The 12,843-nt window shown below is 43.1% G+C and carries 12 protein-coding genes; 8 read left to right on the forward strand and 4 right to left on the reverse strand.

Features of this window, described 5'->3' with window-relative positions; all coding sequences use genetic code 11:
* The first annotated feature begins 175 nt into the window (after positions 1-175).
* The gene (gene typA / locus P8596_RS09300) at positions 176-2,014 is read left to right on the forward strand and encodes a translational GTPase TypA (RefSeq protein ID WP_098440889.1); all 1,839 of its coding nucleotides are present in this window, start codon (positions 176-178) and stop codon (positions 2,012-2,014) included.
* Positions 2,015-2,037: 23 nt separating this feature from the next.
* Positions 2,038-2,346, forward strand: coding sequence for a YlaH-like family protein (locus P8596_RS09305; protein ID WP_034755992.1), 309 nt, complete (start codon positions 2,038-2,040; stop codon positions 2,344-2,346).
* A 44-nt stretch (positions 2,347-2,390) separates the two neighbouring features.
* Here P8596_RS09305 and P8596_RS09310 read toward each other — a convergent pair whose 3' ends face one another.
* Complete coding sequence (locus P8596_RS09310) at positions 2,391-2,783, reverse strand: hypothetical protein (protein WP_279726692.1); 393 nt, start codon at positions 2,781-2,783, stop codon at positions 2,391-2,393.
* Positions 2,784-2,820: 37 nt separating this feature from the next.
* Complete coding sequence (locus P8596_RS09315) at positions 2,821-3,021, reverse strand: YlaI family protein (RefSeq protein ID WP_224520338.1); 201 nt, start codon at positions 3,019-3,021, stop codon at positions 2,821-2,823.
* 173 nt (positions 3,022-3,194) lie between these two features.
* Between P8596_RS09315 and P8596_RS09320 the strand changes: the two genes are divergently transcribed.
* Positions 3,195-3,650 carry a pyridoxamine 5'-phosphate oxidase family protein gene (locus P8596_RS09320; protein WP_224520337.1) on the forward strand — a complete coding sequence of 152 codons (456 nt, stop codon included), beginning with the start codon at positions 3,195-3,197 and terminating at the stop codon, positions 3,648-3,650.
* A 51-nt stretch (positions 3,651-3,701) separates the two neighbouring features.
* Here the strand turns inward: P8596_RS09320 and P8596_RS09325 are convergent, their stop codons facing one another.
* Positions 3,702-4,304 carry a YhcN/YlaJ family sporulation lipoprotein gene (locus tag P8596_RS09325; RefSeq protein ID WP_034755981.1) on the reverse strand — a complete coding sequence of 201 codons (603 nt, stop codon included), beginning with the start codon at positions 4,302-4,304 and terminating at the stop codon, positions 3,702-3,704.
* 178 nt (positions 4,305-4,482) lie between these two features.
* On the opposite strand from P8596_RS09325, the gene P8596_RS09330 reads away from it, so the two are divergent.
* A complete protein-coding gene (locus P8596_RS09330; RefSeq protein ID WP_034755978.1) occupies positions 4,483-5,811 on the forward strand; it encodes a PhoH family protein in 1,329 nt (442 codons plus the stop codon).
* 72 nt (positions 5,812-5,883) lie between these two features.
* Here the strand turns inward: P8596_RS09330 and P8596_RS09335 are convergent, their stop codons facing one another.
* Complete coding sequence (locus P8596_RS09335; protein WP_224520336.1) at positions 5,884-6,381, reverse strand: peptidyl-prolyl cis-trans isomerase; 498 nt, start codon at positions 6,379-6,381, stop codon at positions 5,884-5,886.
* A gap of 139 nt (positions 6,382-6,520) precedes the next feature.
* On the opposite strand from P8596_RS09335, the gene glsA reads away from it, so the two are divergent.
* The 4 genes from glsA to pyc all read left to right on the forward strand — a co-directional run bounded on the left by glsA (position 6,521) and on the right by pyc (position 12,831).
* Positions 6,521-7,444, forward strand: coding sequence for a glutaminase A (glsA, locus tag P8596_RS09340; RefSeq protein ID WP_224520335.1), 924 nt, complete (start codon positions 6,521-6,523; stop codon positions 7,442-7,444).
* A 194-nt stretch (positions 7,445-7,638) separates the two neighbouring features.
* Positions 7,639-7,920 (forward strand): Fpa/YlaN family protein, encoded by a 282-nt coding sequence (locus tag P8596_RS09345; RefSeq protein WP_034755973.1) that lies wholly within the window; start codon positions 7,639-7,641, stop codon positions 7,918-7,920.
* Positions 7,921-8,030: 110 nt separating this feature from the next.
* Positions 8,031-9,248, forward strand: a complete 1,218-nt coding sequence (locus P8596_RS09350) for an FtsW/RodA/SpoVE family cell cycle protein (RefSeq protein WP_034755970.1) — start codon at positions 8,031-8,033, stop codon at positions 9,246-9,248.
* Between the two features lie 100 nt (positions 9,249-9,348).
* A complete protein-coding gene (gene pyc / locus P8596_RS09355) occupies positions 9,349-12,831 on the forward strand; it encodes a pyruvate carboxylase (protein WP_279726694.1) in 3,483 nt (1,160 codons plus the stop codon).
* The last annotated feature ends 12 nt before the right edge of the window (positions 12,832-12,843 follow it).

The following is a 12,843-nucleotide window of genomic DNA, read 5'->3' on the forward strand; positions in this document are numbered from 1 at the left end:
TTTCGGGGACAAAGAAGCAGAACATGCGAGTCGGTAAGGAAACTTTTAGCAAGAATGAATAGGGGGGATGAAATATTTATTAGGGCTTTTGTCAATGCTGTGATATAATGGTCTAGTTGAACTGAAAAATATTATCTTTACACTATAAAGAAATCCAATATTCAGGAGTGGAAATATGAAATTAAGAAATGACCTAAGAAATATTGCTATTATTGCTCACGTTGACCACGGCAAAACGACATTAGTTGATGAGCTTTTAAAGCAATCTGGAATCTTCCGCGAAAACGAAACTGTTTCGGAACGTGCGATGGATTCAAATGATTTAGAGAGAGAACGCGGTATTACAATCCTTGCGAAAAATACGGCGATTCAATATAAAGATTCCCGAATCAATATCCTTGATACACCAGGGCATGCTGACTTCGGTGGAGAAGTAGAACGTATCATGAAAATGGTAGATGGTGTATTACTGGTAGTGGATGCGTATGAAGGTTGTATGCCACAGACTCGCTTCGTTCTCAAGAAAGCACTGGAACAGAACCTTACACCAATCGTTGTTGTAAACAAAATCGACAAACCTTCAGCACGTCCTGAAGAAGTCATCGATGAAGTATTGGAGTTATTCATAGAACTGGATGCAAATGATGAGCAGCTTGAATTCCCGGTTGTTTATGCTTCTGCAATCAACGGTACAGCTAGTACAGATCCGGATCCGGAAAAACAGGATGAAAACATGCAGTGTTTATATGATTCCATCATTGAGCACATTCCTGCACCGGTCGACAACTCTGAAGATCCACTTCAATTCCAGGTTGCACTTCTTGATTACAATGATTACGTAGGGCGTATCGGAATCGGTCGTGTGTTCAGAGGAACGATGAAAGTGGGCCAACAGGTAGCACTTATGAAGCTTGACGGCACTGTTAAACAATTCCGTGTAACAAAGATCTTTGGTTTCTTCGGATTAAAACGTGAAGAAATCCAAGAGGCAAAAGCGGGGGATTTAATCGCTGTTTCCGGAATGGAAGATATCAACGTCGGTGAAACGGTTTGTCCGGTTGAACATCAGGATCAACTTCCGGTTCTTCGTATTGACGAGCCGACACTTCAAATGACGTTCCTAGTGAACAACAGTCCATTTGCTGGTAGAGAAGGTAAATTCGTTACGTCAAGAAAAATCGAAGAGCGTTTACTGGCTCAGCTTCAAACAGATGTAAGCTTACGTGTTGAACCAACCGATTCACCTGATGCATGGACGGTTTCGGGACGTGGAGAGCTTCACCTTTCCATCCTGATCGAAAACATGCGTCGTGAAGGGTACGAGTTACAAGTATCAAAACCACAGGTTATCATCAAAGAAGTCGATGGCGTGAAGAGCGAGCCTGTAGAACGTGTTCAAATCGATATCCCAGAAGAATATATGGGAGGCGTAATCGAATCACTTGGTCAGCGTAAAGGTGAAATGCTGGATATGGTGAACAACGGTAACGGCCAGGTCCGTTTAATGTTTATGGTTCCTGCACGTGGACTAATCGGTTATTCTACGGAGTTTATGACTCTTACTCGTGGATATGGTATCATCAACCATACATTCGAAGGCTATCAACCACTGCAAAAAGGCCGCGTAGGCGGACGTCGTCAAGGTGTGCTTGTTTCCATGGAGACAGGTAAAGCGTCACAATACGGTATCATGCAGGTGGAAGACCGCGGAATCATCTTCGTTGAGTCCGGTACAGAAATTTATGGCGGTATGATTGTCGGGGAACATACGAGAGAAAATGATATCACTGTTAATATCACAAAGCTGAAACAGGCGACTAACGTACGTTCTGCAAATAAAGATCAAACTGTTACGATTAAAAAGGCAAGAATCATGACACTAGAAGAGTCTCTTGAATACCTGAACGATGACGAGTATTGTGAAGTAACACCTGAATCGATCCGTCTTCGCAAAAAAATTCTTGATAAGAATGAACGTGAAAGAGCAGAAAAGAAAAATAAGGTTACTCAATAAACGAAGTGAAGGGGGAGTAGGAAATGGATGTAACAGAACGTTTGTCCTTTTTCGCATCCCTTTACCGGGTTGACCAGAACGCGGAAATGGGTATGTGGTTGCTTTATATAACCATAGTTGGGCTCTCAATCTTAGTTTATAAGCTGGGTTTTGCGAAAAAGCTGCCAGTCATGAAATCGATCCTGATTTATACTTTTCTCATACTCGGATGTACGGTGCTGACGTTTCTCGGCATTTTCCTTCCGGTTGCTGAAGGGTTGGTCGTTGCGGCTTTAATCTTAGTAATATACAAGATCCGCCTGACGAATGAAAAGAAAAAAGGCACGTTTTAAGCAAAAAAAGCTGTAGTCCATACATTTAGGACTACAGCTTTTTTCTATTTGTGATTCGCCTTCGTGAAAAACTGATAGAGTGGCGGCAGGCTTAATCCATACAGTAGATGGCCAATCGTCCAAAAGGTGATGGCCATTCCATCGAATAAACCGGGTACATCCTGTACGGCGAGATAAGAAAGGGGGAAGTATAGAAAGACAGTGGGGAAGGTAAGCAGCAGGGAAAGGATCCAGGCTCCCCTCTCAGATACATTCAGCTTCTCCATCAGAAACACAAATACCAAACCGATCCCGCAGGAAACGAGTAAATGGAATGAGAACTCCAGCCACTCAGGCAATGTAGATGCAAACACTGGAATGAAGTCAACATTCAATAATAATACATATACTTTAATACCGGTAAGTCCCTGTATCCACTTGAGGAATAGTCCTAACATTGTGCCTGAGATTATTCCGACAGCGAAACCTATTTGTTTAAAAGTCATCTTCGACTAAAGGAGAACGATAAAAACGGAAATTCCCCGTCGAAACACGTTCTTCTGTCTTCTCTTTAATGCGGTCATGGCATTTCTCACACAAATACGTATGAATGGGTCTGTTACGCAGTTTTTTCGCCTGCAGGGAATAGTCGTCAATATTTTCAATTACTTCGCATAAAGCACATTTTACTCTCATTTTGTACACCTCTACTTGTTCTAATCATAACTCTGGTCATTTCAGTATATCATGTAGTGAGGTCGAACGCTTTATTTTACATTCTATTATGTCTTTTACAATCGGGTTTGGTATAGTAGAATCAAGATAATCACATGTAGACGTAGAGACAAAACGTTACCAGGGGGGATTGTATGGCTAATCAAGTAGAACCCGGCTTAATTCCTGCATTGTTTGATGAACTGCAATCAGAGCGATTCGTGACACTTGCTACCGTTGATCATGAAACAGGTGGCCCCAATGTCAGTGCAATATCGTGGGTTTTTGCCGAAGACGAACAGACTTTACTATTTGCCGTGGATCAACGCTCAAGAATTGTCAAGAATATTAAAGGGAATCCGCTGGTTGTGGTGAACTTAATTGCGAATGAATCAACCTATTCCATTGGCGGAAAAGCTTCAGTACATCAAGAGAAACTTTCCGGAGTGCCTTTAAAGCTTACCCTTTTTCAACTTGTCATCAATGAAGTGAGAGATGTCATGTTCTATGGATCGAAAATTTCCACAGAGCCTGTATATGAGAAGACATATGATAAAACGGCTGCAGACCGTTTGGACCGTCAAGTAATTGAAGCCATGAAAAAAGCTTAGCATCCTAAGCTTTTTCATGGCTTTTTCTCAATTTTAAATAAGGTTGTCCAATCAATCGATTTTATCGTATGTTTGATCTTCTTGTTTTTTTCTAAGCTGTTTTTCTTTTGCGTTATTCATTTTTTTCTTAGGTTCGTTCGGGGCATTTTCGGGATTTGTCTGCTTTAAAGATTTAGGGATCTCCGGCATCAATCTGCCCGATATATCTGACAATTCATTCATGATGCCCTGAACCGGTTCGCCTCGTTGGATATCTTTACTGATTTCCTTTAATCGGGCATAAAGATCCGGATCGGCGATGACCATGGCCTCTGCCCCATATGGATCATTTTGAAGGGCTTCAGCGACAGAATATTTAATGGATCCGACTTGGGAACGCTCGACGTCCGAATCGATATCGATCCCTACAAATGCGTATTTACCGATGACTACAGCCGTTGCATCTTTCACATCCGGTACACTTGTGGTCAAATCCACGAGGTGCTTCGAGATTTGTTGTCCTGTCTTGCGTTGGACCTGTTGAATATTGCTATCCTGGACAGTGATGGGTTTATTATGTTTACTGTTTGCATCATTGTTATACCCGACCTCATTTTTGTTGGCGCAAGCTCCAAGGATGATGGTGACCATTAAGAGAGAGATGAGCTTAAACATGTGAATACCTCCCGATTTAGAATCAATATCTTTTCTTATTGTGTAATTTTCTTCTATCTTTATACGTTTATTCATATATTTTAAGAAACGGGCCGTCCTATTTGAGTAGCTGGGAATAACCGGAACATCATTGGCTACATACAATAGTAATAAGAAATCAGGAGCAGGAGGCATCGATTTGAATAAAATTTATGTATTAGATACCAATGTCTTATTACAAGATCCACAAGCCATCTTTTCTTTCCAGGATAATGAGGTGGTTATACCTGCAGTCGTTTTAGAAGAAGTGGACTCCAAAAAGCGTTATATGGATGAGATCGGCAGAAACGCAAGACATGTATCGAAACTGATAGATAATTTACGGCAGGAAGGAAAGCTCCATGAAAAAATCCCCCTATATACAGGTGGATCATTACGGATTGAACTAAATCACCGCTCCTTTCAGCAGCTTCAAGATATATTTGTTGAAAAAACAAACGATAATCGGATCATTGCCGTAGCAAAGAATCTTTCACTCGAAGAAGAAGCAAAAAAGGATGGGAAATCGGTTATCCTTGTCAGTAAAGATACCCTCGTCAGGGTCAAGGCGGATGCTTTGGGTTTACAGGCAGAAGACTTCCTGAGTGACAGGGTCATTGAAGTGAATGATATTTATACCGGATTCATCGAATTATATACCGAGAGAGAATTCCTCAATAAATTTTATGAAAAAGGGGAACTGACCCTTACGGAGATAACGAAACAACGATTTTATTCCCATCAATTCCTCATTATGAAAGATGCCCTGGGAAGTTCTGCGTCGGCCCTCGGAATGGTTGATTCCACCGGACTCAAGGTGAAGAAACTGGTCTATGATCAAGAACATATGTGGGGGATTAAGGCGAGGAATGTCCAACAAACGATGGCGACGGAGTTATTATTACGTGATGATATTTCGTTAGTGACCATGATCGGGAAAGCCGGGACCGGTAAAACGCTTCTGGCACTGGCAGCCGGACTTTTGCAAACGGAAGACTTTAATAAATTCAACAAATTACTCGTTGCCCGCCCAATCGTTCCGGTTGGCAAAGATATAGGCTATCTTCCTGGTGAAAAGCAAGAAAAGTTAAGACCTTGGATGCAGCCGATTTATGATAATCTCGAATACCTGTTCAATACAAAAAAGCCGGGTGAACTGGATGATATCCTTGCCGGGATGGGGTCCATCGAGGTGGAAGCATTGACGTATATACGAGGTAGAAGCATTCCAGATCAATATATCATCATAGATGAAGCTCAGAACCTGACGAAGCATGAGGTAAAAACGATTCTGACACGTGTCGGGGAACGGAGCAAAATTGTGTTGATGGGAGATCCGGCTCAAATCGATCACCCTTATCTTGATGAATATAATAATGGACTGACATATGTAGTTGAGAAATTCAAAGATCAAAAATTAGCCGGACATGTGAAGCTCATGAAGGGTGAAAGGTCGGGATTGGCACAGCTTGCGGCGGATATATTGTAAGCATTTAGAATCAGACAATGATAACGTATGAAAACCGGTTCAGATGTTACTGAACCGGTTTTCATACGTTTATTATTCCACTCGAAATGCCCTGACATCTGTAATCGGGTTGTCCTTGTTCGAACCATCTGTAAAATAAATGTGAACGGGTCCGTTTTCCCTGAGTGGCTTGCCTTCTTTAGAAAATCCGATCAACAGCTGGTCAGCCTCTTTTATATCCAAAGTGTGATCCCCGTTTTCGGTTTCAATCACGATGGAAGCCCCTTCAGGAAGTGGCTCTGCATTTTTTAAAAAAGGTGAAAAAGGAATGGCAAATGTTCCGTTAAGAATCTTTTCTTTCTCATATCTCTTCTCGGTTTTCAAAGTGGGCGGATAGGTCGCACCTTCCTGTATCTCCCTGGACCAGTGCTTGGAAACCGCTTTTGTATACTCCTCCAACTCATCCACTTTTTCTGTTGTATCATCAAAATATGTAGTTAAATCCACTTTTCGATCATCAAATATCCAAACTCCCGCATCCATTGTAATGGGGAATTTCACTTTCCCTTTTATCGGTATGATACTTTCCACTACTGATTCCTCCTCTCGCTGATAGTATCAGTATATATGTTAAATGCGGGTTTGTCACATTCTGATGAAAGCATTTTCAGCGTTTTCAATGAATGAAAATAGGGAAATGATAAGTAGGATAAAAGGAGATGTTGGATATATGATAAACACTCAGGAATGGTTGGAAGGATTAGTTGAAAGGGCGAGACCCTTTTCATCCGAAGGAAGGGTTGCAGAGTACATACCCGCACTTAAGGATCAAAACCCCCATGATCTTGCAATAAGCATTTACACTCTGGATAATAACTCCTGTTATGCGGGGGATCATTTGAAGAAATTCACTCTCCAAAGCATCTCAAAGGTCATCACTCTTGCACTCGTATTAATGGACTACGGGGAAGAGTACGTTTTTTCAAAGGTTGGAATGGAACCTACAGGAGATCCATTCAACTCCATAGCGAAGCTTGAAACCCACAAGCCGTCAAAACCCCTTAATCCGATGATCAATGCGGGGGCACTGGCTGTAACGAACATGATCAAGGGAAACACCGGAATGGAGAAATGGCATCGCTTAATCGAGTTCATCAATCATATGACAGGCGAAACGGTCTCATATAATGAAGATGTGGCCTATTCAGAACTCCAAACGGCCAATCTGAACCGATCCCTTTGCTACTTCATGAAGCAGCATGGGGTGATCACGGGGAATGTCGAGGATCTACTCGTCCTTTACACGAAGCAATGCGCCGTGGAGATGAACTGTGTGGATCTTGCCAAGATGGGGGCGGTATTCGCCAATGACGGGATCGATCCGGAGAGCGGCCGGGAATTGATTACGAGGGATGTGGCGAGGGTATGTAAAACCTTCATGGTGACATGCGGGATGTATAATACCTCCGGGGAGTTTGCTATTAAGGTGGGGATCCCCGCTAAAAGTGGCGTATCAGGCGGCATCATGGGATCGGTTCCCGGTAAATGCGGAATAGGGATCTTCGGACCGGCACTCGATGATGTTGGAAATAGCATTGCAGGGCTGAAGCTTCTCGAAATGCTCAGTGATGAGCACTCATGGAGTATATTTTAACCTGCAATAATGGTTCATCCCTCCAGCAAAAGAGCGCGACTTACGTGATGAAATACCCCCATTTACCAGATGAAAAATGTTCGAAATTCTGTCATTGAATCCCGGGAAAAACACTTATTTTTCTTGCAATTTATCGGGTTTAACGATAAAATTTTAAGACAGGAAGGTTATTTGTTCGGAATGGGGGGATCACTGTGGCGTCAGAAATGACAATCAATCATCGGGAAAAAGCCTATGAACTATTAAAGGCCGACGCAGAAAAGATATTACAACTTATTAAAGTGCAAATGGATAATTTAACGATGCCCCAATGTCCTCTATATGAGGAAGTATTGGATACCCAAATGTTCGGATTATCTCGTGAAATAGAATTTGCGGTCCGTTTAGGGCTTGTAGATGATCAAGATGGAAAAGATCTGATTGATTCTTTGGAAAGACAACTTTCTGCCCTTCATGAAGCATCTACAAAAAAGTAAAATAGTCATGACAACTCAAACAATACATAGATCTGTTGTTTGAGTTTTTTTGTTAAGGAAAGATGATTTGAAAGATGAAAATGATATAAGAGAAAAAGGATTGAAATGTCATGATTAAAAAAATAGCAAAATCCTACGATTATTCCTTAATCGCTGTGTATGTATTTCTTTGTTTATTTGGCCTCGTCATGATTTATAGTGCCAGTATGGTCATGGCAGTGGAACGGTTTGGCTGGGATAGCGATCACTTTTATAAAAGGCAGATGATCAATATCATCATCGGCTTTATTGCCTTTACGGCAGCAGCGTGGTTTCCGTATAAAGCCTTTCAAGTAAGTAAGATCATCAAAGGCCTGATGATTGTGATCATCGGTTTATTACTTGCGGTACATATTTTTGGGTATGAGGTGAATAACGCTAAAAGTTGGATCAACTTAGGGTTCATGCCCATACAGCCATCGGAATTTGCGAAACTTGCCGTCATCATTTACCTTGGTTCCGTTTATTCCAAGAAGCAGGCATACATAGATGACTTCAATAAAGGTCTTGCACCTCCATTACTGTTTCTTGGCTTCATATGCTTCCTAGTATTCCTGGAACCTGACTTCGGTACGGCAGCAATCATTTTTGCCATCGGTGCCATCGTCATTTCCTGTTCGGGCATCAGTTATAAAACATTTTTCAAGCTTGCAGGGCTTGGAGTGGGATTTTTAATTGTCCTCTCCCCGGTCATATACCTGGCAAGGGGCTTCATTTTCACAAAGGAAAGGCTTAGCAGGATTGAAGCCTATCTTTCCCCGTTTAAATATGCACAGGGTGAAGGGTACCATTTGGTGAATTCTTACCTTGCAATCGGGTCCGGGGGAGTGAAAGGTCTCGGATTAGGACAAAGCGTCCAAAAACTTGGCTATTTACCCGAGCCCCAAACGGATTTCATCATGGCCATCATTGCTGAGGAGTTAGGGGTATTCGGGGTAAGCTTTGTCATCCTCGGCCTTTCCTATATTGTCCTCAGGGGAATTTATACAGGCGTGAAATGCCAGGATCCGTTTGGAACGATGCTTGCAATCGGGATCTCCTGCATGATCGGCATTCAGGCTTTCATCAATCTTGGAGGGGTATCCGGCTTAATACCGATCACTGGGGTCCCACTCCCGTTCATCAGTTACGGTGGATCGTCCCTCTTAGTGCTATCTTTGTCGATGGGTGTCCTCGTAAATGTGTCGATGTTTGTAAAATTTGAAGAAAAATATAAAACAAAGAAGGAAAATGACTATCCTTCGGAGAATAAGGATAATAGCAAAAAAATATATGGTGTAAAAATGTAGGTCACTTTGATAGAGTATCTAAAACTCTAAGTCTAGGGTCTGCCCCCTAAGATACTTCTTTATTATCTTTGGGGTCAGCCCTTTTTTCATAGACTTCAATATGGGGAATTTCAATCATGAACAGCCAAAAGGAGAGAGTGTATTGAAACGAATTAAAAAAGTACTGGTAGCAAACCGCGGAGAGATTGCCATCCGTGTATTCCGAGCATGTACGGAACTTAATATTAGAACCGTAGCGATCTATAGTAAAGAAGATTCAGGATCATATCATCGCTATAAAGCAGATGAAGCCTATCTGATAGGTGAGGGGAAAAAGCCTATTGATGCCTATCTCGATATAGAAGGGATCATCCGAATTGCAAAGAATGCAGATGTGGACGCTATCCACCCTGGATATGGCTTCCTGTCTGAAAATATCCATTTTGCAAGAAGGTGTGAAGAAGAAGGAATCACCTTTGTAGGGCCACATTCTGGGCACTTGAATATGTTTGGTGACAAAGTGAAGGCACGCCATCAGGCACAGCTCGCGAATATTCCGGTCATTCCGGGTACTGATGGACCTGTAGATACATTGGAAGAAGTCATCAGCTTCGGGAAGGAAAACGGATTCCCTATCATCATCAAAGCCTCATTGGGTGGCGGTGGACGGGGAATGCGCATCGTCCGCAATCTTGAAAGCCTAAAAGAAGCCTATGAGCGGGCTAAATCAGAAGCGAAGGCAGCCTTTGGCAATGATGAAATTTATGTAGAGAAATTTGTTGAAAATCCGAAGCACATTGAAGTCCAGATTCTTGGAGATCATGATGGTAACATCGTCCATCTGTATGAGCGTGATTGTTCCATTCAAAGACGCCATCAGAAGGTAGTGGAAATTGCGCCTTCCGTATCGTTGAGCGATCGCTTGAGGGAAGATATCTGCGCGGCAGCCGTCCGGTTAATGGATAATGTCAAGTACGTGAATGCCGGGACCGTTGAGTTCCTTGTAGCAAATGATCAATTCTACTTCATCGAAGTAAATCCACGGGTTCAAGTGGAACACACCATTACGGAAATGGTGACGGGAGTGGATATTGTACAATCACAATTGATAATTGCCGAAGGATATGCCCTGCACAGCGATAAGCTTGGTATCCCTCTTCAGGATGATATCAGGACAAATGGATTTGCCATTCAATCCCGCGTGACAACGGAAGACCCATTGAACAACTTTATGCCTGATACCGGGAAAATCATGGCTTACCGCTCAGGTGGTGGCTTCGGGGTCCGCCTCGATGCCGGGAATGGATTCCAGGGTGCGGTCATTACACCTTATTACGATTCCCTTCTCGTGAAGCTTTCCACGTGGGCCCTTACATTCGAACAAGCTGCGTCCAAAATGGTCAGAAATCTTCAAGAATTTAGAATTCGGGGAATCAAGACGAATATCCCGTTTTTAGAAAATGTCGTCAAGCATGAAAACTTCATTACGGGACAGTATGATACCTCGTTTATCGACACGACTCCTGAACTATTCATTTTCCCGATAAGGAAAGACCGTGGTACGAAAATGCTTTCGTATATCGGGAACGTCACCGTAAATGGATTCCCGGGAGTAGAGAAAAAGAAAAAACCTGTCTTCCAAAAACCGCGGGTACCGGCTCTTGATGTAAAGAAAGAGTTTCAACCCGGAACGAAACAAATCCTTGATCAGCATGGGGCGGACGGTCTGGTGAATTGGGTCAAAGAACAGAATTCAGTCCTCCTCACCGATACAACGTTCCGTGATGCCCATCAATCATTGCTGGCGACGCGTGTCAGAACAAATGATCTGAAACAGATTGCAGCACCGACATCTCAGTTGCTGCCAGATATGTTCTCCTATGAAATGTGGGGGGGAGCGACATTCGATGTGGCTTACCGCTTTCTTAAGGAAGACCCATGGAATCGATTGTTGACTTTGAGGGAGCGCATTCCTAATGTACTATTCCAAATGCTCCTTAGAGCATCCAATGCGGTAGGGTATAAGAACTATCCGGATAATGTAATCAGGGAATTCGTCGAGAAATCAGCGTTTGCCGGTATCGACGTCTTCAGGATTTTTGACAGCTTAAACTGGATCAAGGGAATGGAAGTGGCGATTGACGCCGTGAGACAAAGCGGGAAAATCGCAGAAGCGGCCATATGCTATACCGGTGATATCGATGACCCGACACGGACAAAATATGATATCGATTACTATAAAAACATGGCCAAAGAGCTCGAAGCGAGTGGGGCACATATTCTGGCCATCAAGGATATGGCGGGGCTGTTGAAGCCGCAGTCAGCCTACCGGTTGATTTCCGAACTGAAGGATACAGTGAGCCTGCCGATTCATCTGCATACACACGATACAAGCGGGAACGGGATCTACACATACGCAAGAGCCGTCGAAGCGGGTGTCGACATTGTCGATACGGCCCTTAGCACCATGTCCGGATTGACGTCCCAGCCTAGTGCCAATACGTTGTATTATGCGTTAAAAGGGACTGAAAGAGAACCGAATGTTAACATTGATTCCCTGGAAACCCTGTCTCACTATTGGGAAGACGTCCGGAAGTATTATACAGACTTTGAAAGCGGGATGATGTCACCGCATTCAGAAGTATACAAACACGAGATGCCAGGGGGGCAGTACAGCAACCTTCAGCAGCAGGCAAAAGCAGTTGGGCTCGGTCATCGCTGGGAAGAAGTCAAAGACATGTATGCAAGGGTCAATCATCTCTTCGGGGACATCGTCAAGGTGACTCCTTCTTCTAAAGTGGTCGGAGACATGGCTTTGTTTATGGTTCAAAACGATTTATCAGAAACAGACGTGCTCGAAAAAGGGGAGAAAATCGATTTTCCTGATTCAGTGGTTGAATTATTTGAAGGATCACTGGGTCAACCTCACGGAGGCTTTCCGAAAGAATTGCAGAGCGTGATCTTGAAAGGGCGCAATCCGTTGACGGTGCGACCTGGAGAACTGCTGGATGATGTGGACTTCACAGCCCTGAAAGAAAAACTCTTTGAAGACCTCGAGCGTCCTGTCACGAGTTTTGATGCCCTTGGATATGCCCTATATCCGAAAGTATTCATGGAATACGCACGAACAATGGATCAATTCGGGGACATCTCGGTCCTTGATACCCCTACATTCTTATTTGGGATGAGGCTGGGTGAAGAAATTGAAGTGGAAATCGAAACAGGGAAGACGCTCATCGTGAAGCTTGTCTCGATTGGACAGGCTCAGGCAGATGGTACACGTATCGTTTACTTCGAACTTAATGGCCAGGCCCGTGAAGTGGTCATTAAGGACGAAAGCATTAAATCCACTGTGGCGGCCAAAATGAAGGCTGATGCGAAAAATGAAAATCATATCGGTGCTTCTATGCCGGGAACGGTTATAAGGGTCATTGCAGAAAAAGGGGAAACGGTTGAAAAGGGAGATCATTTAATGATCACTGAAGCCATGAAGATGGAAACGACCGTACAGGCGCCTTTTGCAGGAACAGTTAAAGATATCTATGTGCAAAATGGGGATGCCATAAGCCCTGGGGATTTATTGATTGAAGTGAATAAAGCATAATGAAAAAGGATT

Source organism: Rossellomorea sp. DA94, assembly GCF_029834455.1.
Taxonomy (GTDB): domain Bacteria; phylum Bacillota; class Bacilli; order Bacillales; family Bacillaceae_B; genus Rossellomorea; species Rossellomorea vietnamensis.

Excerpts from the sequence above, each read along its gene's own strand:
- typA (WP_098440889.1), top strand. The coding sequence starts at position 176 with ATGAAATTAAGAAATGACCTAAGAAATATTGCTATTATTGCTCACGTT.
- P8596_RS09305 (WP_034755992.1), top strand. The coding sequence starts at position 2,038 with ATGGATGTAACAGAACGTTTGTCCTTTTTCGCATCCCTTTACCGGGTT.
- P8596_RS09310 (WP_279726692.1), bottom strand. The coding sequence starts at position 2,783 with ATGTTAGGACTATTCCTCAAGTGGATACAGGGACTTACCGGTATTAAA.
- P8596_RS09315 (WP_224520338.1), bottom strand. The coding sequence starts at position 3,021 with ATGAGAGTAAAATGTGCTTTATGCGAAGTAATTGAAAATATTGACGAC.
- P8596_RS09320 (WP_224520337.1), top strand. The coding sequence starts at position 3,195 with ATGGCTAATCAAGTAGAACCCGGCTTAATTCCTGCATTGTTTGATGAA.
- P8596_RS09325 (WP_034755981.1), bottom strand. The coding sequence starts at position 4,304 with ATGTTTAAGCTCATCTCTCTCTTAATGGTCACCATCATCCTTGGAGCT.
- glsA (WP_224520335.1), top strand. The coding sequence starts at position 6,521 with ATGATAAACACTCAGGAATGGTTGGAAGGATTAGTTGAAAGGGCGAGA.
- P8596_RS09350 (WP_034755970.1), top strand. The coding sequence starts at position 8,031 with ATGATTAAAAAAATAGCAAAATCCTACGATTATTCCTTAATCGCTGTG.
- pyc (WP_279726694.1), top strand. The coding sequence starts at position 9,349 with ATGGGGAATTTCAATCATGAACAGCCAAAAGGAGAGAGTGTATTGAAA.